Genomic DNA, 25,081 nt, shown 5'->3' on the forward strand with positions numbered 1-25,081 from the left:
ATTAAATGTAGGAAAACAGTTACCTGTATAAAAGAAATTGTTGTGAATGTGCGGTTTTGTGTTATTTTTTCACAAGTTCATTGGCTTCCCAATACTCGAACACCTTTCGCAATTTTTCTGCATAATCCTCGTATTTAAGGGGTTTTATGACATAACCGGCAATGCCGATCTTATAACATTCCAATAAATCCGCCCTGTTTTGGGATGTTGTAAGTACAACGGTAGGTAAATAGCGATAGCTATCGTGTGCCTTTAAGATTTTAAGGAACTCTATACCGCTCATTCGTGGCATGTTTAGATCCAGAAAGATCATATCGGGCAATTTTACATCGGAATTGAGAATGGCAAGTGCTTCTTCGCCATTTTTGGCCTCAATGATATCATGGTGTAAACCAAGTTTGCCAAGCGTTCTATGAAGCTTCATTGTTTCTATGGCATCGTCTTCTATGAATAGAATGTTCATTGTTAGGCGTATTATAGTGAACTGCAAAGTAAGTAAAACCCAACAAAATAATTGGTTGCTATAGACGAATGGAAATTAAGTGTAGACCAGTGGTCCTTTAGGTACGGCCTCTGTAATTGGGTCGATTCCTATTATTGGGTCAGGGCTTGCCCTAAGGTTAAATACCTTTTATTGTTCAAAACAGATCGTCCAAACGTTTTTTGGTTATGGCCATATGCGATATTTCCCCAAGTAGGGTTACCCCATCTATAAGTTTTGCAAAGCGCTGGTCCTGAGTAAATCCTTTTTTATAGCGAAGGTATATTTGTTGGATGATTACGGCTATTTTGAATAGTCCATAGACATAATAAAATATAACATCGTTTACTACTTGCCCACTTTTTAGACTGTATTGATGCACCACTTCTTCCCTGGAAAGATTACCTGGCAGATGGGTTGGGGTTAGGTTTAACGCCTTCATAAAGTCTGGGTCATTGGGGTTTACCCAATATCCCAAAGTGGTTCCCAGATCCATCAACGGATTTCCGATGGTAGCCATTTCCCAGTCCAGTACTGCATTTACTTTGGTCCAATCCCGGGGATCCAGTACCAAATTGTCGTATTTAAAATCGTTATGGATCAGGGAATAGGTTTTGGGTTCCTTGGGCGTATTCTGGCCCAACCATTTGGCCGCAGCTTCAATTCTTGGTATTTCATCGGTTTTGGATTTGAAATATCGTTTGGTCCAACCTTCAATCTGACGTTGCATATATCCTTCGGGTTTACCAAAATCATCCAAGCCTATTTCCTTTACATCCAATTGATGAAGTTCAACAAACGTATCCACAAAACTGTTGGATATGCCGCGCATCAGTGCTGTGGACGGAATCATCCCTTCAGGCATTTTAGCCCTTAGAATTACTCCCTCCACCCGTTCCATCAGGTAGAAGGGGCAGCCTAAAATGGTTTGGTCTTGGCAGTAGAGTATGGGTGCGGGGACTTTGCCGTAATTGGGTTTTAAGGCCGTTAATATGTCGTATTCACGTTTCATATCGTGTCCGGATTTTATATTGGCCCCAATGGGCGGCCTTCTCAATACATATTCCATTTTTCCCAGTTCTACCGAATAGGTAAGGTTGGAATATCCCCTGGGAAATTGGGATACTTTTAAATCGCCCTTGTTGGCAAGGAATTGTTGTAAATAGGATTGCAAATTCTCCATTTGTAATTCTTCACCTTTACGGATAACCGTGGATTTATCGTTCCATTTGTTCAACATAAAACTTAAATTCTGTATTCTTTCAAAATCTGTCTGGCCAAGCTGCTCATATGCACCTCGTCCGCCCCATCATAAATTCGGGCAGCCCGCTCCTGTCTATAGTAGAATGCCAGGATGGTGTCGTCCGTTAGGCCTAAGGCCCCATGGACCTGAATTGCCCTGTCCACCACTTTTTGTAGGACATTGGCACAGTAAAATTTAATGATGGAAATTTCTTTTCGTGTTTTATAGGCACCTTGAGAATCAATTTTATGAGCAGCATCTTGGATTAATAGTCTTGCTGCATTAATCTCGGCCCTAGATTCGGCTATCCAGTTTTGAACGGTCTGTTTATCGGCCAATGTCTTACTATGCGCCAATTCCCGGGATACTGCCCGCTGGCACATGAGGTCAAAAGAACGTTCACATATACCCATCCAACGCATACAATGGTGGATACGTCCCGGGCCCAACCGTTTTTGGGCAATGGTAAATCCTTCTCCATCTCCTCCAAGGACATTGGTCAATGGGACTTTTACGTTTTGGAATTTAATTTCGGAATGACTTTCCCAGCCATTTCCGGTATGCCCCATAACGGGAATGTTTCTGATGAAATCGATACCAGTATTATTGGTGGGGACAATTATTTGACTAGCCTTTTTATGCGGTTCCGAAGCTTCTGGATTGGTTACCAACATTACAATGGCAAAGGTGGCCCCATCAAAACCTGTTGTAAACCATTTATGACCGTTTATTATATAGTTGCCATCTTTTTTAAAGGCCATTGTCCCCATATTTACGGGATTGGAGCCGGCAAAATCCGGTTCGGTCATGGCGAAACAACTTCTAATATCGCCGGCGAGAAGAGGGTAGAGGTATGCCTCTTTTTGATCCTTGGTTCCGAATTCGATCAATATTTCCATGTTCCCGGCGTCAGGGGCCTGACAATTAAAACAATAATGTCCGTAGGGACTGGCACCCAAAATTTCGCTGATTTCCCCGTGCTGGGTATTGGACAGCCCTAAACCCCCGTATTCCTTTGGAATCTGAGGTAGCCAAAGTCCACGGTCCTTTACTTTTTGGCGTTTTTCATTTAGTTTTGGAAGTTTTTCATCCCAACTACAATTTAAAATCCAAGGTTCCAATGGAACAAGTTCCTCCTTAACAAAGGCTTTTATCCTAATTTTTATGTCGTCGAAATTCATTTGTTTTGCTTTTTGGTAGATCTGGTCTTCATTTATAATCGGCTCGGGAAATGTTTTGAAAAAGGTAGCACTACCTTCATCAAAGTATTATTTGCCTATAAATTTAGCGGGGCGCTTTTCTAAAAAGGCATTGACACCTTCTGAAAAATCGCGACTGGCAAACGTGGTAACTTGTTTTTCTGCTTCATAAGCGATGGTGTCATATAGATCATGGCCCATGGCATAGAATATGTCTTCTTTGGTAACACCTACGGCCAAGGTAGGAAGTTTGGCCAATTCGTGGGCCCAATTTTTGGCTGTCTTAAGCAATTCGGAGTCCTCACTTACCAATTTATTGGTGAGTCCAAGATCCAAACATTCTTTAGCCATTATTTTTTTGCCCTCTACGGCTATTTGTAGTGCTTTACTATAACCTATTTGTCTTGCCAAAAGCCAACTACCGCCACCGTCAGGACCTAAGCCTATATTGATAAAGGCGTACAACAAAGCACTGTTTTGGGACATTACCCTAAAATCGCAGGCAAGGGCCAGGGAAGCTCCTACTCCGGCCGCAGTTCCGTTAATTGCCCCTATAATCGGCTTGCGAAGTGTAAAAAGATTACGCATCAAAGGTTGATAGGTGCTGGTAATATATGCCCGGCCTTCTTCCGGTGTAATCTGGCCAAAGACTGCCATATCCGCACCCGCGCAAAAACCTTTTCCGGCTCCTGTAATAACCACTGCGCGAATGTCATCGTCTTTCCGGATTTTATTGATGGCGGTGGTAATTCCGTTCACGACATCGTCAGTGACCGCATTGTACCTTGAGGGCCTGTTGAGGGTAATAATTCCAATATCGCCATCCTTTTCAAATAGAACGCTCTCATCATTGTTGTTTTCAATTTTTTTCGGGATGTCCTTTTTAGGTTCAGAAATTGCTTTCTTACTATTGGGATTTGAATAGACTTGGGCAATAAATTCGGCAACGCAGGCCGGTTTTTCCACTCCTTTTAGTTCAAATACAAGCTTTAGTTTGTATTTGCCCCCGCCTTCAAATGGGCTGAATTCCATTAAAGATACTCTAGCCCTTAACAAGGCGCCTACCGGGGTCGCATTCATGAACCGTACTTTGTCCAATCCATAATTTACCCCCATTGCAATATCCTTGATCTTGAGGGTTTCAAAGCAGAATTTTGAAGCTAGGGAAAGGACCAGGAATCCATGGGCTACCGTTTTTTTATAGGGCGAATATTTGGCGGATTTTTCCGGATCTATGTGAATCCATTGGGTGTCTTCCGTGGTTTTGGCAAATGAGTCGATCATATCCTGGGTTATGGTCATCCAATTGGATATCCCCAATTCCTTGCCTAGGTAATGGGTCAGATCCGATAGTTGTGGAACTTCTGTGGAATATGCCTTGTTGATTGATTTTTCTTCTGCCATTTGGTTTTTATTAGGTCCTATTAAATTGTTTGGTAAGTTCTAGCATCGTTCAATTACTAATTAAAACCGCCTGCTATCATGTGTCCTCCATCGGCAGTAAAAACCGATCCGGTACAATAGCTGGATGCGTTGGAAGCCAAAAAACAGGCCAGGCCGGCCATTTCATCCGGTGTGGCCATTCTTCCTGTCGGTAAATGACGTGTTACTTGATCCAGTATTTTTTCGTTCTGCCATAAGGCCGAACTGAATTTGGTCTTGATGAGTCCCGGGCATATGGCGTTGGAGCGGATTCCAAATTTGCCCCATTCCACAGCCTGTGATTTGGTCAACATAATTAATGCCGCCTTACTAACACTGTACAATCCCAATCCAACACTTGGTTTCATTCCTTCTACCGAGGCAATATTGATAATGCTTCCACCTCCCATTTTTTTCATAATGGGATAACATAGGTTGGCCAACAAGAAAGGGGCCTTGGTATTTATGTCCATTATTTTGTCAAATAGGGCATTCTCCATAGTGTCCAAGGGACCATAAAACGGATTGGTAGCGGCATTGTTCACTAGAATGTCCACCCCTCCATAGGCATTTACAGTTTCATCGACCAATTTTTTTATTTGGGCTTCATCTCCAACATGACAGGCAATCCCCAAGGCATCATATCCTTCTTCTTTTAAATTTTTTGCCACTTGGTCAACGGCCTCCTGGCTACGGGAACTAATGACCACCTTGGCACCGTATTCCGCTAGCCCTCTTGCAATGGATTCGCCTATACCCTTACTGGCACCTGTAACAATGGCCACTTTATTTTTTAAATCGAATTTTTGTTTTATCCTTGTTCGCATTCCACTTGTATATTTAGAGTACCATTTGTGTTGTGTATTTAATGATGGACCAAAAGGCCTGTATTACATGGGCATGGCACCGCCATTCGCATGCAAGGTATGCCCACTAATAAATCCAGCTTCCTTGGAGGCTAAGAAGAGATAGGCATGCCCCATATCTTCCGGAGTGCCGATTCTACCAACAGGAATCATTGAAATCCCAGCCTGTATAACATCTTGAGGCATGGAATCCGTCATTTCAGTTTTAATAAAACCTGGAGCAACGGCATTTACGGTAATATTGTATTTGCCAACTTCCCTGCACAGGGAATGTGTAAAACCAACTATAGCCGCCTTACTGGCACTATAGTTGGTCTGTCCAAAGGCGCCTTGGAAGGCATTCACGGAGGAGGCGGAAATAATTCTGCCATAATTAGCTGCCTTCATATGAGGTACTACAGCTTTGGCGGTGATATACAGGGAATCAACATTTACGTGCATAACTTGATCCCATTCCTCTCGACTCATTTTTAGGATAGATCGATCCCGAATTATTCCAGCGTTGTTAATGAGTACATCTATTTTTCCATATTCAGAGATGAGCTTTGCAACAGCCATGTCAACAGATTCTTGGTTGGAAACATCCACATTTTGGTAGAATATTTTACCGCCGTTTTTGGCAATCTTGTCTGCGGTTTTCTGACCTTCATCCAGCACATCCCATAAGGCAACAATGGCGCCTTCATTGCAGAAGACTTTACAGATTCCTTCACCTATACCCCTTGCACCGCCGGTAACGATCACGACCTGGCCCTCTAGTTTTTTCATTTTTATTAATTATATAACTGGTTTTAATTCAGTAATTTAAAAAACTTTGAAGACAAACTCTAATGAAGCAACAAGTATTATTGGTAAGGGACAACAATGGTAGTCCCTTGTGGCAATCTGAATAATTAAAAGTTCTAAATTATTTATGGGTTCGTTAAAAACTACTATAAAATGAAAATACCCTAGAAATCAATGAAATTGATTCTAGGGTATATGTTGTTTTAATTTTTAATCAGTTTTAGAACTGATATCTGATACCTAATGCAATATCCAGATCCAGGTCATCGGAATAACTATCATTGAATCCAAGTTCGGGACGGATATCCAAGGATAACAGTAGCGGAAAATCAAAATTACATTCTATTCCTATATCGCCTGCAACCAATGCAAAGGTACCATCTCCACCAGGGGAATCGAAGGAACCAATTCCTGCACCTGCACCTACATACCAGTTAAATAGCCCTTCTATTGGCATTACCCATTGATAGAGTCCAACCAATTTAAAGGCATCTACATTTTTGGAATCGCGCCAACCTAGGTCAAATTCAAGCCTGTTATTGTCCGATACCGCTCTTTGATAGGATACCTCCCCACCAAATCCGTCATTGTCCCCAAGTCTTAAACCAAGGGCGTTTTTTGAAATGGATTGGGCATTGGCCGCTACAATTGTCATTGTTATAACTGTTAAAACACTTAGTATCTTCTTCATGATTATGACTGTTTTTATTTTATACAATATTAGATATTATTGGGTTACTCCAATGTCCCCATCAAAACAAATAATAACTCCATTGGGATTAAAAGGTTGCTCTTTGGAAAAAGTCAATATTTAATTGGGTTGGGGTATTAATTAAGGATGTATGCTCGTACTTTGTGAAGAATAGTTTTAATTTTTGAACTGATTATGGCCGACGGCAAACTGAAAAAAAGAATAGTTTGGATCATCACTATTCCAATATTCCTAATATTGCTTTTGTTTGCCATCCTTCAATGGAGGGCCAAGAGTTATATCGAGAATTTTTTGAGCCAAAAAATACCTGATCATATACATTTGACCTATGGCAAAATTGAAGTAAACCTCATTAAAGGCTCTGTGGGATTAACTGATGTTGGGTTGGAATTTCTGGATAAGGAAGCCAAAATAACAAAAGCAGGGATGAGGTTGGAAGCTATTGATCTAAAAGGATTAGGTTATTACCAGGCCTTATTTTGCAACACCATAGATTTTCGTGAAATTCGACTGTTAAGGCCTAAAGCAGAATATTATCAAGGAGATCATGAAGTTGAAAACGATGGGGTAGTCGCAACTGATAGTGCCAAAGAAAGGACTTTGTCCATTGCACAATTGTCCATTGTGGATGGCGAATTCAGGCTTATGGCAAAGAGTGCGGATTCCGTAGTTTTTTCTATGGAAAATTTGAATTTTTCCCTTGAAAATCTAAAATTGGATAGGGAGACTATAGAACGGGAAATACCATTTTCTTATGGGGATTACGATTTGAGTTCGGGAAGGGTTTATGCAGATCTTGGTCCATATGAGGCTTTAACCCTAAGCGGAACAAGTATCAAGGACAAAGAATTACAAATCAGCAATTTATCCTTGAGATCCAAATATAACAAGGCAACTCTATCCAAAAAATTGGACAAGGAGCATGATTATATAGACTTGAAAATTCCTGAACTTAAGTTGTCTGGTATGGATTTTGGATTTAATGCTGAACGATTTTTTCTGAACGCTACATCGTTTATTCTCCAAAATCCTAATATGGAAATATTTCGCGATAAGCTTGTTCAAGATGACTATGAACAAAAAAAATTATACAGTCGCATGTTACGGGAGCTGCCCATAGATCTAAATGTTTCAGAGGTTATGGTCAACAATGGATATATTGCATATTCGGAATTGGTGAAAATGGGAACAGTTCCGGGTGAGATTGTATTTGCAGATCTTGAAGCTACGATAAGTAATGTTTCCAATACCCATGAAAATAGAGAAATGACGGAGATAGAGGCCGTGGCCCAACTTATGGGAGAAGCCCCAATTGAGCTTAGATGGAATTTTGATGTCCACAAGGAGAACGATGCATTTTTCGTTTCTGGTGTTGTCAAGAATTTTAAGTCCGAGAGCATTAATCAATTCCTGAGATCCAATCTTCGCACAGAGGCAGAAGGTGATGTACAAGAGCTTTATTTTACTGTTAGTGGTGATGCAGTTAGTTCTACTGGGGATATGAAGATGAACTATGAGGATTTTCGTTTTACAGTGCTTAAAAAGGATAGGATGGGTGTAAATAAACTATTGACCTTTGTGGGTAATATTTTCACCAATGACGGCTCCAAAACGGACGAATCGGGCTACAGATATGGGGAAATATATGCAGAGAGGGATAATACAAAATCGTTCTTTAATTATTTATGGCTCAATGTAATGGACGGGATTGTGAATACCCTTACCGGTGATGGTAAAAAAGAATAATTTTTACTAGGATAAGATTAATGTAAAAATAGAATTGGATATGCTGATTTAGGGAGTTGCTTTTTTGGTGCTGTATAGAATAAGGGTATCCTTTTAAAGAGCAGATCAAAAATAGCATTATTATAATCCGGGCAGAATACTTATACAGAGCTAAGCTTCTCCTAAACAAATATACACTTACATTGCTATTCCTAAGGTAGGTTTAGCATCATTCAAAAAGTCTCACAACGGCTGTTTAAATACATCTCTTTAAACCTTACCCAAATAGAGCAAAGCAAAAAATCGTTTGAATCAATGTTTCCTTAGAAAACGCCCTAACTTGTTGTTATTAACAAAAAATAAAAATATTTATATATTATGGAAACAACACAAGCAACTATCGGAATCAAAAAAGACAATAGAAAAGCCGTAGTGGCCATGCTGGGCAAACTTTTGGCGGATGAATATTTGCTGTATACCAAATTGAGGAATGCGCATTGGAATGTAGAGGGAATCGATTTCCATACCAAACACGTTTTTTTTGAGGAAGAATACAATAAGATAGAGAAAATTGTAGATGAGGTTGCCGAGAGAATACGTATGCTAGGTTTTTATTCTCCGGGGACTTTGAACGAGTTTTTGGAACTTTCACATTTGAAGGATGAAAGTCCAAAAAAGAACGATAGCTCCAGTTTTATGGAAGTTTTATTGGAGGACCATAACACCATTATCAAATTCATTAGAAAAAGTATCAGTGAAAATGCAGAGGAGCACAATGATGAAGGTACCGCCGATTTCATAACGGGAATAATGCAATTACATGAGCAGATGTCTTGGATGCTCAGGGCTTCCCTGAAAACCTTTTAATAGGTACTAGGACCTTTAAACACATTTGACAACGGTAGGAGAATTATCTCCTGCCGTTTTTTTGTTGCATTGGATATATGGTTGGTTTTCCCAATGTTGTAAATGAATATTCCGATTAAGGTAGTGGTTAGGGGATAAGGGATTTCTGTGCGCCAATAAGGATGAAGTTATTTTGAGCTGCTTATAAAGCAAAAAAAAACCAGTCTAAAGACTGGTTGTGTAGATAAACTTAGCGATATATTAGGCTGTAACAGCTACCGAATTTTGATGGTCCTGATAATGTTTAGGACTACAGTTGTATTTTTCCTTGAATATTTTGGAAAAATAACTTCTGCTAGTTAGGCCTACACTATACACTATTTCCGAAATGTTGAGGTCTGTAGTCTTAATAAGGTGTTCTGCGGTCTCTACCCTTACGTTCCTGATGTAATCTGTAACCGTTCTATCGAACAACAGTTTAAAACCTTCCTGTAATTTCGCTGGTGAAAGACCCGATTTCTTGCTTAGGTATTTTAGGCTGTATTGAATCTCCGGATAATTTTTGATGAAGTTGGATAACTCTTTTATGTCATCCATTTCATCTTTGGTCAAGGATCCGAAATTGTTTTTTGCATTTTTTCTATCTTCCTTATGTTGTTGAATTTCCATGGCCAAAATAACATGTACAATACCTTTTATCAAAAGATTTCTAACCAATCCCTTTTGGGTAATAGCACCCAAATGTTGTATTTTTTCGGCAATCTTAAGATTGTAGGAACCGATATAGGCAAAAATGTTCTGTCCAGGTTTTGGCAAAAATGTCTTTAGTAACTGATTTCTTAGAAGGTCGGTATTTTCATCATCTTGATCTAGTTCATGGGTGTCCACCATTATGTTGGATAGTTTTACAACTTCATTTTTCCTAAAGAACAAGGTGGTATCCTGACTGGGGTCACAGGAAAATATTCCTGTTTGGAATTGGTTGAGCAGTCTTTTTTCACCTTTGATTCCAAAACTGTGACTTATTCTTCCCTTGGCACAATACATAAAGTGGATAGGATTGGTAATAGGCATATTGTTAATGAGAAGCATATCTTCCTTAAAGACAATATCGTATTCCATAAAGGAGATATTATTCTTAAAGGAAACCCCGCTTATGACACCGCTTACCAAATTATTGTTCAGCTCTAGACTGTACTCCTGTGGACGAATTTTTAATTTTCCTCCCAAGTCTTGCTGTAACTGATTAAATATATTCGCTATGTTGTTCGTTTTAAGATATACAATTTTCATGTTTCAGTATTTTAGGATTATTACTTCATTTATCCCGAATCACCCTGGTAATAAAAAGGACCACGGCAATTAATAGGAGCAGGTGTATTATTATGCCAACGTTGAATAAAAAAAAGCCAATGGCCCATAAAAAGAGCATTATTATTGCTGCGATAATCAACATTTTCGGCATTTTCTTTTTTATCATAATTAAAAGGCTTCTTTGCCTTCGCAATTAATTAAGTCTTGGACTTAGTGGGATTCTGAGTGGCTATTGGTCATGCCCATAATGAAATTATCAGGGAGATCATAGTTTTTATTGTCCTCGGAATCCAATGTCCAACTTTTACCAATTTTAGAATTCAGTTGATAAGGTTCAGTTGTCTTTTTCATGTCGGTTGTCTTTAAGTTTCTTATTGTGTCCAACAAAGTTCGTTACTGAGGGTACTTTTTTTGTTATACAATTTTTATATTCCGTTATATAATTCCACGAAATGGCCCTTATTTGATTAAAAAAAGCAAGATTTTAATGGGTTGAATCAATATCAAAGAAGAATTATGGTTGGATTTGTACTATATTTTCCTGTACATTTTAGAGAGCCAAGGTCATGATATTTCTTGCGGACGAATGGAGGAATAAGTTGGACCCAAGTTTGTGACTAGACTTTACTTGATGGTTTATTAAGGATATACATCAAACACTCACGAGCCTTCTCAATACCATTGGTTTTACCACGGATGTTAATTGGAAGGGGAATTGTACTGGGGAATATCAGCCGTTTTGAATATATATTTTGTTTAAACGGGCAAATAGATGTAAAAGGTAGCTCCTTTGTTTATTTGGCCCTGTGCCACAATATGTCCTTTGTGTTTTTCCACTATTTTCTTGCATATGGCTAATCCTATTCCAGTACCTGAATATTCATTTTTTTGATGAAGACGTTGGAAAAGTTCAAATATTTTATTGGCATTTGCCTGTTCAAAACCAATACCGTTATCCTTTACGGTAATGCAGAAATATTCCTTGGCTTTTTTATTAAAATCAGCAGGAATCGTAGAGCGTTGCATTTTTTCACAAGCGATTTCAATTTTTGGGGAATCAAGAATACTGTGATATTTGATGGAATTCGAAATAAGATTGTTGAAAAGTTGTTCCAACTGAAATGGGACACCTCTTACTTCCGGAAGATTGCCAAGAATAAATTCTACCCCGGATTCCCTAATTGGAGCTTCCAAATCTTCCTGAACTTTTTCAATTACCAGATTTAGGTCTACAGGCACCAAGTCCTTTTTCTTCTTGCTGAGTCTGGAATAGGCTAAAAGATATTTTATTAGGGTCTGCATACGGTTGGCAGACGATTTTACCTTCTCAATGTACTGTGCTTGCTGCTCCGTAAAATTTGAGGAATCGGAATCTATTATCCTTGAAATAAACATTTGAATCTTCCTTAAAGGTTCCTGAAGGTCATGACTGGCAACACGGTTAAAAGATTCCAATTCACTATTGGCGCGTTTTAGTTCAAGGTTCTTGTCCTTTAGTTTTTGTTCATTCTTTAATTCTTTGGTTATATCCTTTACAACCCCAATAAATTCTGTCTTTAAAAAATGGCCCGAATTCTGAAGATATTTTACCTTCCCTTTTTTGGTGATAACGCGATAGGTAAAATTGCTTATTATTTTCTTTTCCAAGGCAAGGTTTAATTTTTCGTCGTAAACCTCAAGGTCTTTTGGGTGTATAAAGGGCCTGTAGTTTTCAGGTGTGGGTACAAACTCGTTAGGTTCGCAGTCCAATAAGCTGAAAAAATTATCGGACATGTTCGCTGTCTTTGTTTCAATATTCCAGCGATAGCTACCTATTTTGGCAACTGCCTCCGCATCGTTTAGAATGGAATTCTGTACGGTTAATTGTTCATTAAGCTCCAATAAGCGTTGTTTCGCATTAATGATCTGGGTGCTGTCATATGAAGTAAGGGTAATACCATCGTCCAATTTATTTATGGTCGTGTGGACCCATACGCTTTTTCCTTTTAAAATATATTCGCTTTCATTCGTTTCAATGCTGCCATTGTTGGCACATTTTACCATTAGATCGAATAATCCGGTATCGTGCACGGAAGGATATATTTTGGATATTGACTTTCCAATAACCTCGTCTACTTGTTTTCCGGTAAGTTTCTCACTTTCGGCGTTGGTAAATACATATTTAAAATCTATTATTTTACCATTAAAATCCCTCTCGGTAATAAGATGGCTAACGGTGTTAGTAGTGCTTTCAAGGATATTGTTCAAAAAAGACTTGGTTTCGATCAAATCCCGGTTTTGCTTTTCGAGCTGTTCGTTCAAAACCCTTAAATTTTGGGTAAACTTTCTTTCCGATGTAGTATCGACCGAAGTAGTTAAAACCCCGTTCTCCAATTTTACGGCAGTGGTCTTGAACCAAAACTTATTACCATTATATTTAAAATGCTTTTCAAATTTACGGGTCTCCCCCTCATCAATAACTTTGGTCAATTCTTCAAAAATGCCATTTTCAAAGTTGATGGGAATTAGTTCGGACATTTTTCTCTGTTCTATTTGGCTGGATTTTTGCCCTAGGACAGACTCAATTTTTTCATTGGAAAATACGATGGTAAAGTCTTTTATTTGTCCGGTAGTACTATAAATTGGCTCAAAATAACTTATAATATTGTCCGTGCTGCCCAAAATATTCTGAAGGAACTTCTCGGCGGTAGCCGTTTTTTTCCTTTGTGAATTGATCTGCAGAAATGAAATAATAAAGATAAATAACGCAAACATACCCAAGAGCAAAGTCATTAAGGGGGTAAACATTATTTGCGATCTATATTCTTGCTTACGCTGCTCCAGCTGTATCTGCTTCTCCTTGTACATTTGGTTTCTAAGCAAATTAAGTTGGGTTATAGCATTTGAAACCTTGTTTATTTTTTCTCTATCGCTGGAAGAATAATTTGTTTTTTGAAATGGAATGTTCGCTATAATTTTTAAAGAATTATAAAGACTGTCCTGCCAGGATTGGACCGATAGTAGTATTTTCTGTTGTACGGGATTTTCTTGGGTGAGTTCCCTTAGTTTTAGGAAGGATTCCTGTACCTCGGGTTTGTAATTTTCAAAGGAAGAAATACCCAAGGTGTCATGGGAAAGCAGATTTTTAAGCTCCGTGGATTGCATCTGGGCATAATAGGAAAAAAGCTGATTTATTTCCATATCCACCTCCAAGGTATGGGATACCATATCTGCCGACTCTCCAAGCTGTACGATCTGCTTGTAACTAATGCTCCCAAGGAACATTAGAAGGGCTATGGCCAAAATAAGGGATACCGCAAGTACCTTTGGAGAGGATGTTATTTTTCTTATTGGCATGCCTTAAATCTCTTTAGATCCTTAATAAAAAATTATCCTTGTTCAAGGCCGAGGTATGATATTGCCAATTTAGCTGTAAAACCTTTTCAATGGCCTGTTTTAGGTCCCCAAAGCTATTAGGCTTATTAATGTAAATATTGGCCCCGTTCACAAAGGTTTCCTCAATATCGGCCTCTGAGGAGGATGTGGAATATATGGCTACCAATAGGTCCTGTAATCTAGGATGATTTCTAATTTCGTGGAGACACTGCATTCCATTTTTGATGGGCATGTTTAAATCTAAAAATACTATTTCCGGTAAAATTACATTGGGCAGGGTCAAATAATCCATTAATTCCTTACCATTGTTGAAAAGGGATATTTTGGTCTTAATTTTTATTTCATTCATAGCTTCCTTGAACAATGTTCTATCATCTTCATCATCATCGGCCAAGGCTATGTTTAGCGTATTTAGGGGCATATAGAGGTCTGGTTATTTTTGGTTTAAGGCTCTTTCTTTCCTCTTCAAGATTATTTTTTGAAAGGAGGAGGGCGTAAGTCCGGTCGTTTTTTTGAATTGGGCCGATAAATGTGAAACACTACTATAGTTGAGCTTAAACGCTATTTCCGTTAAGGTCAGGTGGTTTTGGAGAATTAAACTTTTGGCAATATCTATTTTTTTTAAAATTACAAAATTCTCAATGGAAGAATAGGTAGCTTCAGAGAATACTGAAGACAAATAGGTATATGAATAATCCAGTTTTTCAGCAAGATAGGTAGAGAAATTATATATTTTAGGGTTCTCAGCATCATTGATCCATTCTGTAACTGAATCCTTAATGCGTTGCACCAATGCCATTTGTTGATCATCCATAATCTCTATGCCATAATTTCCCAAAAGCGAGGCCATTTCCTGTTCTTCCTCCAATGTAGGCCTTCTATCAAATTCAATTTCCCCAACACCGTGAATGGTATATTTCATTCCCAAGGCGTCCAATTGTTCCTGTAGAACAGTTTTGCATATAAGGTTAAAATCAAATTTTAGATAGATTCTCATTAATTGCATATAATATGGGCCGGTTACAGCAATTCCAATAAACTTTGGAAAATAAAACGGGCGTTATACACAAAGATGATGATTTTTTAATTTCAATTAAACTGCTCAGTGAATTTTTTATCAATTATACTCCCAATTGATAATGTAGGGGAATTTTTGCAATACTTAAATCTTTTACCTTCCTTGCGCTTAAGTAGGTGTTCATCGTAGCCTGTCCAGGCCATGGTTTAACATAGACGTCCACGCTGTTCTGGCCATAAGGATTTAGTTTGTCATATAGTTTTCTTCGGGGATTTCCTTGAAAAATTCCGCTGTTTCAATATTGCTGGATGGGCTATAATTGGCCAATACCGTTCCTTTGCTGCCATCGTTTGTTTCCAAAATATATAAAATCGACATATCGGACGGATTGCTCATTCCTTCGAAGCGATATTCCTTCAAAATAGTAACATTCTCTGGTGAATACGCGATTTTTGACTTCAAATCGATCAATTTCATGTTTTCTACCCGGTAGTTGCCCTTAAAGCCTTTTTTTTGATATTCGTCTATTATTTCTTTTTCGTTCTTGGCAAATTCATTCGTCATTTTAATATGTTTAAAGTTAATTACTGTGTATATTTTTTAATTGGATCTTGGGCAAGCCTATCCTTTGTTTTGTAACACAAAAAGTCATTGATTTTAACTGTTACCCTGGGTGTGGCCAAGAATTTTTTGGGGAAATAAAAACGGACAAGATCCTCAATGGAAAATGTCCGTTCAAAACAAAATCTAACCAACCAAAGAGAATGTTTTAATTGTCGTCCGTGGCGTCATCTATTTCATCACCAATTTCTTCCACGCCTTCCTCAATACCGTCACCTACCTCTTCTATTCCATCTTCAATTTTCTCGCCGGCAGTTTTTTCCTCCCTGCAACTGGTAAAGGTGGCCAATGAAACAGTAAATAGTAGGGCAAATAAGAAGTATATTATCGATTTTTTCATTTTTATAGTTTTAAGATTACGTACGTCTGTACTTTATTTTGTTTCTGTTAATTTTTAAAAAGCTTTCTTATTTAGACCTTGCTTCTTCCTGTAAATAGTGATATTACAAATAGAATCAAGAAAATAAAAAATAGGATTTTAGCAATACTGGCAGCTCCTGCTGCTATTCCGCCGAATCCAAAAATTGCGGCAATTATTGCTAATATTACAAATGTTACTGTCCATCGTAGCATGATATATGTGTTTTTTAGGTTAATACTATTGATTGTTTCTTAACAATCTCTGAAACAAATCTCGAGATATTAAATCACATTGTTTAACGTAATCACATTAATAGTTAACACAGATGGTTTTGTTGTAACTTGTTTTAATTCAATTGTTTGTAGGATTGTTGAATTTGAAATTTTCTGGAAAATCCAAGGTGCGTATAGGGAAGGGGATATTAATGTTGTTATCGTCGAAAGCTTTCTTAATAGCTATCATTGCAACAGTTTTAGCCTTCAGTACTTCTAGGGAAGAGGTAGAATTGATCCAAAAACGGATTTCAAAATTTATGGAGCTATCCCCAAATTCGGTATAAAGAAAAATTACTTCCTTGGCATTTTCTACGTTGTCGAAATGGGAGGCAATGGTCTTGCACACAAGGTCGCGCACAAATTCCAAATTGGACGAATAGCCAACCCCACATTTCAGGATTACACGGGATTGGGCCGTGGTAGAAAAATTCCTGATAGGGTTCTCCAAAACCAATTTATTGGGGATATAAACCAGATTGTTGTCCGATTGTTTTATGGTTACAGCCCTTAAGTCTATATCGATCACTTCCCCTTCATAATCGTTGCTTTCTATCCAATCCCCAAATTTAATGTGTTTTATATAGGACAATACTATTCCGGAATAGGTGTTGGCCAAGGCCCCTTGCAAAGCCAGACCCACGGCCAGACCTGCTACCCCTGCACCGGCCAATATTGTATTCAGGGTTTTGCTAAGATCCAGGATTCCGAGTACTAAAAACAATCCCGCTAGGATAACCATTACAGAAATTAATTTGGCAATTAAATTCTTCATGGATTTTTGTAAACTACTTTTATTCAGTAGTTTCCAGGTTAGTTTGGTGAAATACTTGGATAATAGAATTACAATGATGAATACGAGTAGCGCTAAAATGATATTGGGCAAGTTCACTATTAAACTGTCTATCCAAGAAGTCAATCTTTTGGTCATTTCCTCCCAAGCTTCGTCGATATTTAAATCCATAATGTGAGTTTTAGTTGTTGATGTAGAAGTTAAGAAGATTTTGAGGAATAACTTCATCTTATTTAAATATACATACTTAGTTGATGTTTGTCCCAAAAAAATGGTTCCAATATTTATGTATATTGGAACCATTAATTAACAACCAACCTAACCATCTTAATTGAATCACTCTTGAAGTTTACAGTAATTCAAAGAAGAATACATTTAAACCCAAATGTCCCCCCGAAATATTGGGTTTACAGATTGCCAAATTGTTAATGGCAATATTCTTACTTTTTATTATGTATCAAATTTATCAAAGTGGTTTAACATATGTGTGCTGTAATCTCAATAAGATTGACTCTTATGCTAATCCATTATTAGATGACTTGTGTTAATTGGTTCAATTCTTTCCATTACAATGGTATGCGATACAATTTATTGGTATTGGGCTATTCCTATAAAAGGGATTAACTACCTTTAATAAACTTGTATATTATTGCAACATGTTTAAATCAGCTATTAAAATAGTCAAGGTATTATATCGCAGAGTGCTATTGAGCATTGCATTTTATCCTGTGCTCATTTCATTCGGATATTGTCTATTGGCATTTATAATACTGGAACTGGAAAGTTTGGAATTGGCCAAAAGGCTAAAAGAACAGATTCCATATCTATTTATAGAGGATTATGAAACGGCTAGGGCCATTTTAACAACCTTGATCGGTGGTATTCTTTCTTTAACGGTATTTAGTTTTACCATGGTGATGGTGGTACTTAGCCAAGCGTCTTCCAATTTTTCTCCAAGGTTATTGCCAAGTCTTGTCTCCAATAAAAGACATCAATTAATCCTGGGGGTATATATAGGTACATTGTTGTATTGTATAATAATTCTCATAGTTCTTGGAGCCAATGATATTGAGACCCATTCGGTGGGGTTTCCAACCATGTTGGCGGCAATTTCAGGAGTGTTTTGTACTGGATTGTTTGTATATTTTATCCATAGCATTTCAGTCTCCATTCAAATTCAAAACATTATTGATACTATATTCAGATCAAGTTCAAAATATTTGGATAAGGACTTTGAAGATTCCAGTACGTTAAAGGTCGGTTTGCAAGAATTTAGGATGGATGATTTTGAAACCATTTATTCGCATAAGTCGGGCTATTATAGAGGGTTTGACGACTCTTTGTTAAGCGATTCCTTGGTTGATAACGCTCATCAATTTGAAATTCTGCCATTCGTTGGATGTCATATATGGGAAGGAATGCCAATGATAAGGACCCAGAATTCGCTTACGGACGAGGATTTGAAGAACCTATTGTTGTGTATAAATATTTCCAGTAACAGAAGTGATCAGAACGAGGGAATAGATGGATTTATTAAATTGATGGAAATAGCGGTCAAGGCCATGTCACCGGGGATTAACGATCCCGGGACTGCCATTGATGCCATTAATAGATTGGCACCATTATTTGTGAAAATTTTGAGGTTTCCGCCCAAGACATCCAATTCCTTAAGGGACGGCAATATTATCATAGTCAGAAATAACGCTACGGCCAAGGAATTGATGCAGATCATTATTCAGCCTATCAGGTTGTATGCAAAAAAAGATAGTTCAGTGGTTATTGCGTTACTTGGGGCCTTAAAATTTATATCGCGGGATGCAATGGTTTCAAAGGAAAATAAAGAAGATGTAAAAAAGGAATTGGAAGCCTTGAAAATTGATGTGGAGGGTAATATTGATAATAAATTTGATCGCGAAAAAATTCTGGCAATGTTTGAATAGCACAGTTACAAAAGAGCAAAACTATAAACAGTTAAATGTATTGCGCAGACCATTTATACAAACCTTTTATAAACAGAATAAAAAATAAGTCGCATGGAATATATAGAGTCTATAAACCCATATAACGGAAAACCTTTGGAAAAGTATAGAATGTTTTCCGATAGTGATATAAAGAGGGTGTTGGAAAAGGCCGAACTTGCCTTTGAAAGTTGGAAAACTGAAAGTGTGGAACATAGGGCAGGTCTGTTAAAAAAACTGGCCAAGACCTTGATGAAAAACAAAAAGTCCTATGCCCAGTTAATGTCCAAGGAAATGGGGAAACCTATAAATCAGGGTATTGCCGAAGTTGAGAAATGCGCATGGGCCTGTGATTTTTATGCCAAGAATGCCGTTGGGTTCCTTTCGGATGATCTCATAGAAACGGAGGCCGATGAAAGTTTTATAAGTTATGACCCTCTTGGTTGTGTATTGGCCGTTATGCCTTGGAACTTTCCTTTTTGGCAGGTTATACGCTTTGCGGCACCTACGCTCACTGCCGGCAATACTGTAATATTAAAGCATGCAAGTAATGTTCCCGGTTGTGCCTTGGCCCTGCAGGAGTTATTTCTTATGGCTGGGTATCCAGAGGGTAGTTTTCAGTTTATTTTGGCAGACCATCAGCAGCTCGAATCTATCATAGAAAATTCTATTGTCCAGGGTGTCACCCTTACTGGAAGTGAGAAGGCAGGTAGGGCTATTGCAGCCCAGGCAGGAAAGAATTTAAAAAAATGCGTTATGGAGCTAGGGGGCAACAATGCCTGTATAGTATGGGAAGATGCTGATTTGGATAAATATTTGGATACCATGGTGATGGCCAGAATGCAGAATACGGGTCAAAGTTGCATAGCGGCCAAAAGATTCATAGTGGTCGAGGCCATATACGATGAGTTTCTAATGAAATTTTCCAAAAGAATCCAAACCCTTAAATCTGGAGATCCGTTGGACAAACACACGGATATCGGGGTAATGGCGAGGGAGGACTTGGCGAAAACATTGGAGCAACAGGTGAATGACTCTTTGGAAAAAGGAGCTCAAGTTAAGATTGGTAATAAGCGGAACGGAGCTTATTATGAGCCTACTGTGCTTACCGCTGTAGTTCTTGGTATGCCCGCCTTTGATGAAGAGCTTTTTGGCCCAGTGGCAGCTGTGATAAAGGCAAAAGATAGAAAGGAAGCAGTTGTAATGGCGGCAAATTCTAAATTTGGACTAGGGTCCATGTTGTTCACCCAGGATATAAAATCTGCACGGAAAATAATAGGGGACATACCCGATGGGGCATTTTTTATCAATGAAATGGTAAAATCGGATCCAAGATTACCTTTTGGAGGAACAAAAGCATCGGGATTTGGCCGGGAGCTCTCCATGGAAGGTATTTTGGAGTTTGTGAACAAAAAGACGGTCTATATAAAGAAATAGGATTTAAGTTGAATAATACTATTTCTATTTATTCGGTACCCCAACTATTCCTAAAAGCGAATTGGTTTTGTGGTATACGCTGCCTTTCGCTAATTTCTTTTTTCTGAAGTTTTTCGGGCAGATCCTCCAGTTCCCCTCCGTAATAGCCTAGAGCAATTGCCGTTACAATATGAAACTCTTCTGGGATATTAAAGATGCGCTGGGCTTTTTTGTAGTCTAAACCGGCCATATGGTGCATGGCTATTCCCATATACTGTGCCTGTACGGTCATTGCACCCAAACCCATGCCCAAGTCATGAAGGGCATGGAAATTTTCATTTCCATTATCCGTTTCCTTCTTATAGGCCGTAAGCATTAATATAGGGGCATTTTTGGCCCATAATTTATTGGAATCGGTAAGGTTATCTATAATTTTTTCATAGGCCTCTGAACCTTTTTCGGTATATAGGAATCGCCAAGGCTGTTCGTTATTGGAACTTGGAGCCCAACGTACAGCTTCGAAAAGTTGGTGCAAATGTTGTTCAGTGACTTTTTTGTCCTTAAAAATCCGGGGACTATATCGCTGTTTTAATAGTGCAAAAATTTCATAATCGGAATCCGCTATATTTTCTAATTGTATTTGTTCCGGTGCTGTCATGTTTTTTTTTTTTTTTTGTAAGCAATGTTTTATTAAAAGGTTTTTTTCTGCAACAAATTGGTTGCCAAAACAAATGATTCTACTATAGCAGCTTATATTTTAAAATCGCCGCTCTTTGTACAGGTTTCAGGACCTGCTCTAGGTTTTAATATCATAGGTTCTATTATATTCAATGGACCGTTACACAGAGCTGACCTGCCTAAATAAAAACTTATTGATAGAGCGCGGTAAATGCGAATTTTTTATTCTTAATTGTTCTGGGTTGTATTTACCGCTGATAAAGGGTAATGTGCCTATAATCTGTTTATTTGTAGCATGCCCAAAGGAATGCCAACTGGGAAGTTTTAACTGTGTAGGCCTTAATTATTATAACAATGATAATAAGTTATAGTGTTATTTATTGACTCAAAACCATTAATATTTGATTCTTTCCAAATTGGCTTTTGCAGTTTATTTTAAGCTAATAAGGATAGGGAGGATTCAAAATCGCTCCTGTAAAAAATCCCTCTTTATTTTACTGTGAGATAGATAAGGTAATCGGTGATTTTTGAGTTGGGAATCCTATAAGGAATCAACAGGTTCATCCATCGGGGCCTAGTTTAGATCCAAAATTTGCGTTTCATTCTTAGGAATCCGATAATAAAACTGATATACATCAATACTATCAGCGATAAGTGGATTCTTCTAACATGAACGTATTCATTCAATTGATAGGTATAATTATAAAACCTGGAAGCTTTGATTGGGGCATAACCCAGATAAAATATTAGCAGCCCTATACTTATCCATTTAATGCCTGTAAACCTATAGTCCAATTTTTTCGAGCTTTGCCTGTGTTCCATGAAAAAGAGAATAATGCAGATCAAAATGGCAAACGCTCCCGCCAAATAGCTATATACCTGTGATTCTAGCTTAAAGTTTAGAAAAAATGGATTTATAAATGAGGCTATCAGATAAAAAATGGTGGCCATTAATATATAATTTCTATATTTTTTGTTCTCTATATAACTCCAATAGACATAGAAGAAATAGCTAAAGAATACTATGTTGTAAATATTGTAAATAAAAACATTGTGCTTAACAAAAGCGGAAAAAATGGAAATATGGAATACCTCATAGTTCTTAGTAAAATAGCCCAATAATTCATTCAAGAAGGTATACATTAAAAGTATGGGAAAATACTTTAAGGGTGTAGTGTAATATTTAGGGTATTTAATTAAGGCTATTAATAAGGTTACGGCATAGAGAGGTTGACTGGCATTCTCTAAAATAGTATCCAATATTTCCATTTTTGCTTCGATCTGGGGTTAATGGGTCATGTTAATCTTCATGGTACGGAGGCGGAACCATATTGGCCTCGTTTAACACCAAGCTTTTATTTTTGGCATAGAAGGGAGCAGGGGGTGTTGTTGGTATAAAGGAAGCCTCGGATTTACTCTCTTGGGACTGCATCCTATCCATTTCTCCATCTTTTTTTGGTTCCAAATTATCAGTAAGTAACACAGGGACATTTTTGCCATCGTCCTCTTCCCTAATGTAGAAGCCATATTCCCTATCGTTTTTATCCTTTACGGCTGGGATGATAAAAAATGAATTTTGTTTTGGATGCTTTATTTCCCTACCATCTTCAAAGGTCTTCTTATCCGGGTAATTGGAAAAATAAAAACGAAGGGATGAAATTTCAACATTGGCCTTTTTGGCTTCTTGTTCAATATAGTTCATGTATTCCTTTATGGTATTGTAGTCATAATAACCAAAACGGGCTACATCAAATTTATTCTCCGGAGCAAGTTCATTTTCATATTTTTCAATAAGGCCTACCCGGCGTTCTCCGTAGGCGTCGTACATTGTTTTTGCTTGGGCCACACTAACTATCTGCTTAGGGGCGGTAATCTCAGCGGTAACAGGTTCGGTGACAGGTGTTTTCTCCTTTTTTTGCTCACAGGAAGTGAAACCAAAAACAATAAGGGCTCCTGCGCATAAGTTTACATAGGTTCTTTTTAGGTTTTTCATAATTTAAATGTTTACAATTAGTTGTTAATTAAAGTAATTATTTAGTGGTAAGCGTTGGGGGAAAACACTTGTTAAATTATATGTTAAAGTACTGATTATTGCACATCTAAAAAAATCAGGCAAAAAATAAATGTATTTTTTTTCTTAAGAATTGACAACAAAAAATCCCATTTAGCGCTATAGCTAAATGGGATTTTATGACTGTCCCCAAAATTTCAGGGATTATACTTACTTGTTTTATTGATTCATTGTCAGCAAAAACTCTTCGTTGTTCTTGGTTTGCCTAAATCTTTGTTCAATAAATTCCATTGCCTCTACCGGATTCATATCGGCCAAATACTTTCTCATGATCCACATTCTCTGAATGGTGTTTTCATCCAAGAGAAGGTCGTCCCTTCTTGTACTTGATGAAGTAAGATCGATGGCTGGGAATATTCTACGGTTGGATATTTTTCTATCCAATTGTAATTCCATATTACCAGTTCCTTTAAATTCCTCAAAGATTACTTCATCCATTTTGGATCCAGTTTCGGTAAGTGCTGTTGCAATGATGGTTAGGGAACCACCGCCTTCAATATTACGTGCAGCTCCAAAGAACCGTTTTGGTTTATGTAGCGCGTTGGCATCGACACCTCCACTCAATACCTTTCCTGAGGCAGGTTGTACCGTGTTGTAAGCACGGGCAAGACGGGTAATGGAATCCAATAGGATAACCACATCATGACCGCATTCTACCAAACGCTTTGCTTTCTCCAAAACAATATTGGCAACGCGAACATGTTCCGTAGCTTCCTTGTCAAAAGTAGAGGCAACAACCTCACCACGAACATTACGCTGCATGTCCGTAACTTCTTCCGGACGTTCATCGATCAAAAGAATAATTTGGTAAACTTCAGGGTGATTGGCAGCAATACCATTGGCTATATCCTTTAAAAGCATGGTCTTACCAGTTTTTGGCTGGGATACGATCATACCTCTTTGTCCTTTTCCAATTGGACTGAATAAATCTATAATTCTTGTAGAAATGGTACTTTGTCTTTCTGCAAGATTAAATTTTTCCTGTGGGAATAAAGGGGTCAAGTGTTCAAAAGACACCCTATCCCTCACTATTTGGGGATCTATCCCATTTATCTTGTTCACTTTAATAAGTGGGAAATACTTTTCACCTTCTTTTGGCGGACGTACATTTCCAAGTACGGTATCTCCAGTTTTTAAACCAAACAATCTTATTTGGGACTGGGATACATAAATATCATCTGGAGAAGAAAGGTAATTGTAATCCGAAGACCTTAAAAATCCATAGCCGTCCTGCATAATATCAAGGACACCTTCACTTTCTATAATACTGTCGAACTCAAATTCCGGTTCTTTGTATTTGTTTTTTAGGTCCTTATCAAAATTGCTGTTGTTTTTGTCAACATTGCCTTTTTGATGGTGTGGATTTTTCTTATGCTGTGGTTTGTTGGATTGCGGGGTGTTTTGTTGGGATGTATTTTGTTGTGATGCACCTTTTTGAAATTCCTTTTTCGCCTGTACAGGATTATTGTGTTGGCGGGGCTTTCTTTCACGTTTCGTGTCCTCTTTTTTATCTTCAACCGCTGTAGTGGTTTCTTCGGGGGTACTTGATTTTTCTGTTGGGGCAACAGATTTCATCTCCGATTTTCCGGGTGCGTCGGCTTTTGTCCCGGCCTCTTTCGGCTTCGACTTGATTATTCTGGACCTTTTAGGCTTGGCAGGGATGCTTTCCTCTGTAGTTGCATCTGTTCTTTCTTGAACAATTTTTGGATTTGATGCTTGTACATCCAAAATTTGATAGACCAAATCGAGCTTTTTTAAAGTTTTAAACTTGGCAACATTTAGGCCTTGGGCTATTTCCTGAAGCTCAGGAAGCTTTTTTGATTTTAAATCTGAAATCTCAAACATTAAGTTTTGAATAAATTATACTTATTACGAAAATATGAAGTGTATGTTGTTCTTGTTTTTGGATAATAAAGGGAATGAA

The 25,081-nt window shown here is 38.0% G+C and carries 25 protein-coding genes; 4 read left to right on the top strand and 21 right to left on the bottom strand.

The window, feature by feature from the left end; translation table 11 throughout:
- Window positions 1-61: 61 nt before the first annotated feature.
- The 7 genes from BUA60_RS13800 to BUA60_RS13835 form a co-directional block, all read right to left on the bottom strand.
- A complete protein-coding gene (locus BUA60_RS13800) occupies window positions 62-463 on the bottom strand; it encodes a response regulator (protein ID WP_072862576.1) in 402 nt (133 codons plus the stop codon).
- A 175-nt stretch (window positions 464-638) separates the two neighbouring features.
- Window positions 639-1,721 (bottom strand): phosphotransferase family protein, encoded by a 1,083-nt coding sequence (locus tag BUA60_RS13805; protein ID WP_072862577.1) that lies wholly within the window; start codon window positions 1,719-1,721, stop codon window positions 639-641.
- Between the two features lie 5 nt (window positions 1,722-1,726).
- Entirely contained in the window at window positions 1,727-2,905 is a 1,179-nt protein-coding gene (locus tag BUA60_RS13810) for an acyl-CoA dehydrogenase family protein (RefSeq protein WP_072862579.1), read from the bottom strand.
- An 87-nt stretch (window positions 2,906-2,992) separates the two neighbouring features.
- Complete coding sequence (locus BUA60_RS22775) at window positions 2,993-4,327, bottom strand: enoyl-CoA hydratase-related protein (RefSeq protein WP_084532602.1); 1,335 nt, start codon at window positions 4,325-4,327, stop codon at window positions 2,993-2,995.
- Window positions 4,328-4,383: 56 nt separating this feature from the next.
- The gene (locus BUA60_RS13825) at window positions 4,384-5,172 is read right to left on the bottom strand and encodes an SDR family NAD(P)-dependent oxidoreductase (protein WP_072862581.1); all 789 of its coding nucleotides are present in this window, start codon (window positions 5,170-5,172) and stop codon (window positions 4,384-4,386) included.
- 63 nt (window positions 5,173-5,235) lie between these two features.
- The gene (locus tag BUA60_RS13830; protein ID WP_072862583.1) at window positions 5,236-5,979 is read right to left on the bottom strand and encodes an SDR family NAD(P)-dependent oxidoreductase; all 744 of its coding nucleotides are present in this window, start codon (window positions 5,977-5,979) and stop codon (window positions 5,236-5,238) included.
- A gap of 238 nt (window positions 5,980-6,217) precedes the next feature.
- The gene (locus BUA60_RS13835) at window positions 6,218-6,688 is read right to left on the bottom strand and encodes a hypothetical protein (protein WP_072862585.1); all 471 of its coding nucleotides are present in this window, start codon (window positions 6,686-6,688) and stop codon (window positions 6,218-6,220) included.
- A gap of 195 nt (window positions 6,689-6,883) precedes the next feature.
- On the opposite strand from BUA60_RS13835, the gene BUA60_RS13840 reads away from it, so the two are divergent.
- On the top strand, window positions 6,884-8,455 hold the full coding sequence (locus BUA60_RS13840) for a hypothetical protein (protein WP_072862587.1): 1,572 nt from the start codon (window positions 6,884-6,886) through the stop codon (window positions 8,453-8,455).
- A gap of 357 nt (window positions 8,456-8,812) precedes the next feature.
- On the top strand, window positions 8,813-9,301 hold the full coding sequence (locus tag BUA60_RS13845; protein ID WP_072862589.1) for a Dps family protein: 489 nt from the start codon (window positions 8,813-8,815) through the stop codon (window positions 9,299-9,301).
- A gap of 240 nt (window positions 9,302-9,541) precedes the next feature.
- Here the strand turns inward: BUA60_RS13845 and BUA60_RS13850 are convergent, their stop codons facing one another.
- The 10 genes from BUA60_RS13850 to BUA60_RS13885 all read right to left on the bottom strand — a co-directional run bounded on the left by BUA60_RS13850 (window position 9,542) and on the right by BUA60_RS13885 (window position 17,205).
- Window positions 9,542-10,573 (bottom strand): helix-turn-helix domain-containing protein, encoded by a 1,032-nt coding sequence (locus BUA60_RS13850; RefSeq protein ID WP_072862591.1) that lies wholly within the window; start codon window positions 10,571-10,573, stop codon window positions 9,542-9,544.
- A 25-nt stretch (window positions 10,574-10,598) separates the two neighbouring features.
- Window positions 10,599-10,760, bottom strand: coding sequence for a lmo0937 family membrane protein (locus BUA60_RS22870; protein WP_317043201.1), 162 nt, complete (start codon window positions 10,758-10,760; stop codon window positions 10,599-10,601).
- A 44-nt stretch (window positions 10,761-10,804) separates the two neighbouring features.
- The gene (locus tag BUA60_RS23050; RefSeq protein ID WP_178346999.1) at window positions 10,805-10,945 is read right to left on the bottom strand and encodes a hypothetical protein; all 141 of its coding nucleotides are present in this window, start codon (window positions 10,943-10,945) and stop codon (window positions 10,805-10,807) included.
- Between the two features lie 405 nt (window positions 10,946-11,350).
- Complete coding sequence (locus BUA60_RS13855; RefSeq protein WP_072862593.1) at window positions 11,351-13,930, bottom strand: ATP-binding protein; 2,580 nt, start codon at window positions 13,928-13,930, stop codon at window positions 11,351-11,353.
- A 13-nt stretch (window positions 13,931-13,943) separates the two neighbouring features.
- Complete coding sequence (locus tag BUA60_RS13860; RefSeq protein ID WP_072862595.1) at window positions 13,944-14,390, bottom strand: response regulator; 447 nt, start codon at window positions 14,388-14,390, stop codon at window positions 13,944-13,946.
- 12 nt (window positions 14,391-14,402) lie between these two features.
- Entirely contained in the window at window positions 14,403-14,966 is a 564-nt protein-coding gene (locus BUA60_RS13865) for a helix-turn-helix domain-containing protein (RefSeq protein WP_072862596.1), read from the bottom strand.
- A 264-nt stretch (window positions 14,967-15,230) separates the two neighbouring features.
- Complete coding sequence (locus BUA60_RS13870; RefSeq protein WP_072862598.1) at window positions 15,231-15,551, bottom strand: hypothetical protein; 321 nt, start codon at window positions 15,549-15,551, stop codon at window positions 15,231-15,233.
- A 205-nt stretch (window positions 15,552-15,756) separates the two neighbouring features.
- Window positions 15,757-15,948, bottom strand: a complete 192-nt coding sequence (locus BUA60_RS13875; RefSeq protein ID WP_072862600.1) for a hypothetical protein — start codon at window positions 15,946-15,948, stop codon at window positions 15,757-15,759.
- A gap of 71 nt (window positions 15,949-16,019) precedes the next feature.
- A complete protein-coding gene (locus tag BUA60_RS13880; RefSeq protein WP_072862602.1) occupies window positions 16,020-16,181 on the bottom strand; it encodes a DUF1328 family protein in 162 nt (53 codons plus the stop codon).
- Window positions 16,182-16,320: 139 nt separating this feature from the next.
- Window positions 16,321-17,205, bottom strand: a complete 885-nt coding sequence (locus tag BUA60_RS13885; RefSeq protein WP_072862756.1) for a mechanosensitive ion channel family protein — start codon at window positions 17,203-17,205, stop codon at window positions 16,321-16,323.
- Between the two features lie 485 nt (window positions 17,206-17,690).
- Between BUA60_RS13885 and BUA60_RS13890 the strand changes: the two genes are divergently transcribed.
- A complete protein-coding gene (locus BUA60_RS13890) occupies window positions 17,691-18,974 on the top strand; it encodes a DUF2254 domain-containing protein (RefSeq protein ID WP_072862604.1) in 1,284 nt (427 codons plus the stop codon).
- Window positions 18,975-19,067: 93 nt separating this feature from the next.
- Window positions 19,068-20,429 carry an NAD-dependent succinate-semialdehyde dehydrogenase gene (locus BUA60_RS13895; protein WP_072862606.1) on the top strand — a complete coding sequence of 454 codons (1,362 nt, stop codon included), beginning with the start codon at window positions 19,068-19,070 and terminating at the stop codon, window positions 20,427-20,429.
- Between the two features lie 28 nt (window positions 20,430-20,457).
- Here the strand turns inward: BUA60_RS13895 and BUA60_RS13900 are convergent, their stop codons facing one another.
- The 4 genes from BUA60_RS13900 to rho all read right to left on the bottom strand — a co-directional run bounded on the left by BUA60_RS13900 (window position 20,458) and on the right by rho (window position 25,002).
- Window positions 20,458-21,066 (bottom strand): nitroreductase family protein, encoded by a 609-nt coding sequence (locus BUA60_RS13900; protein ID WP_072862608.1) that lies wholly within the window; start codon window positions 21,064-21,066, stop codon window positions 20,458-20,460.
- Between the two features lie 599 nt (window positions 21,067-21,665).
- Window positions 21,666-22,355 (bottom strand): hypothetical protein, encoded by a 690-nt coding sequence (locus BUA60_RS13905; protein ID WP_072862610.1) that lies wholly within the window; start codon window positions 22,353-22,355, stop codon window positions 21,666-21,668.
- 31 nt (window positions 22,356-22,386) lie between these two features.
- On the bottom strand, window positions 22,387-23,079 hold the full coding sequence (locus tag BUA60_RS13910) for a hypothetical protein (protein WP_072862612.1): 693 nt from the start codon (window positions 23,077-23,079) through the stop codon (window positions 22,387-22,389).
- A gap of 237 nt (window positions 23,080-23,316) precedes the next feature.
- Entirely contained in the window at window positions 23,317-25,002 is a 1,686-nt protein-coding gene (gene rho, locus BUA60_RS13915; RefSeq protein ID WP_072862614.1) for a transcription termination factor Rho, read from the bottom strand.
- Between the last annotated feature and the right edge of the window lie 79 nt (window positions 25,003-25,081).

This window comes from Arenibacter palladensis, from assembly GCF_900129275.1.
Classification (GTDB): domain Bacteria; phylum Bacteroidota; class Bacteroidia; order Flavobacteriales; family Flavobacteriaceae; genus Arenibacter; species Arenibacter palladensis.

Coding starts and splice junctions, on each gene's coding strand:
- BUA60_RS13865 (WP_072862596.1), bottom strand. CDS start 14,966: ATGAGAATCTATCTAAAATTTGATTTTAACCTTATATGCAAAACTGTT.
- BUA60_RS13825 (WP_072862581.1), bottom strand. CDS start 5,172: ATGCGAACAAGGATAAAACAAAAATTCGATTTAAAAAATAAAGTGGCC.
- BUA60_RS13805 (WP_072862577.1), bottom strand. CDS start 1,721: ATGTTGAACAAATGGAACGATAAATCCACGGTTATCCGTAAAGGTGAA.
- BUA60_RS13840 (WP_072862587.1), top strand. CDS start 6,884: ATGGCCGACGGCAAACTGAAAAAAAGAATAGTTTGGATCATCACTATT.
- rho (WP_072862614.1), bottom strand. CDS start 25,002: ATGTTTGAGATTTCAGATTTAAAATCAAAAAAGCTTCCTGAGCTTCAG.
- BUA60_RS13875 (WP_072862600.1), bottom strand. CDS start 15,948: ATGAAAAAATCGATAATATACTTCTTATTTGCCCTACTATTTACTGTT.
- BUA60_RS13890 (WP_072862604.1), top strand. CDS start 17,691: ATGTTTAAATCAGCTATTAAAATAGTCAAGGTATTATATCGCAGAGTG.
- BUA60_RS13880 (WP_072862602.1), bottom strand. CDS start 16,181: ATGCTACGATGGACAGTAACATTTGTAATATTAGCAATAATTGCCGCA.
- BUA60_RS13850 (WP_072862591.1), bottom strand. CDS start 10,573: ATGAAAATTGTATATCTTAAAACGAACAACATAGCGAATATATTTAAT.
- BUA60_RS13910 (WP_072862612.1), bottom strand. CDS start 23,079: ATGAAAAACCTAAAAAGAACCTATGTAAACTTATGCGCAGGAGCCCTT.
- BUA60_RS13810 (WP_072862579.1), bottom strand. CDS start 2,905: ATGAATTTCGACGACATAAAAATTAGGATAAAAGCCTTTGTTAAGGAG.
- BUA60_RS13855 (WP_072862593.1), bottom strand. CDS start 13,930: ATGCCAATAAGAAAAATAACATCCTCTCCAAAGGTACTTGCGGTATCC.
- BUA60_RS13830 (WP_072862583.1), bottom strand. CDS start 5,979: ATGAAAAAACTAGAGGGCCAGGTCGTGATCGTTACCGGCGGTGCAAGG.
- BUA60_RS13870 (WP_072862598.1), bottom strand. CDS start 15,551: ATGACGAATGAATTTGCCAAGAACGAAAAAGAAATAATAGACGAATAT.
- BUA60_RS13900 (WP_072862608.1), bottom strand. CDS start 21,066: ATGACAGCACCGGAACAAATACAATTAGAAAATATAGCGGATTCCGAT.
- BUA60_RS13895 (WP_072862606.1), top strand. CDS start 19,068: ATGGAATATATAGAGTCTATAAACCCATATAACGGAAAACCTTTGGAA.
- BUA60_RS22775 (WP_084532602.1), bottom strand. CDS start 4,327: ATGGCAGAAGAAAAATCAATCAACAAGGCATATTCCACAGAAGTTCCA.
- BUA60_RS13845 (WP_072862589.1), top strand. CDS start 8,813: ATGGAAACAACACAAGCAACTATCGGAATCAAAAAAGACAATAGAAAA.
- BUA60_RS13885 (WP_072862756.1), bottom strand. CDS start 17,205: ATGGATTTAAATATCGACGAAGCTTGGGAGGAAATGACCAAAAGATTG.
- BUA60_RS13800 (WP_072862576.1), bottom strand. CDS start 463: ATGAACATTCTATTCATAGAAGACGATGCCATAGAAACAATGAAGCTT.
- BUA60_RS23050 (WP_178346999.1), bottom strand. CDS start 10,945: ATGAAAAAGACAACTGAACCTTATCAACTGAATTCTAAAATTGGTAAA.
- BUA60_RS22870 (WP_317043201.1), bottom strand. CDS start 10,760: ATGATAAAAAAGAAAATGCCGAAAATGTTGATTATCGCAGCAATAATA.
- BUA60_RS13905 (WP_072862610.1), bottom strand. CDS start 22,355: ATGGAAATATTGGATACTATTTTAGAGAATGCCAGTCAACCTCTCTAT.
- BUA60_RS13835 (WP_072862585.1), bottom strand. CDS start 6,688: ATGAAGAAGATACTAAGTGTTTTAACAGTTATAACAATGACAATTGTA.
- BUA60_RS13860 (WP_072862595.1), bottom strand. CDS start 14,390: ATGCCCCTAAATACGCTAAACATAGCCTTGGCCGATGATGATGAAGAT.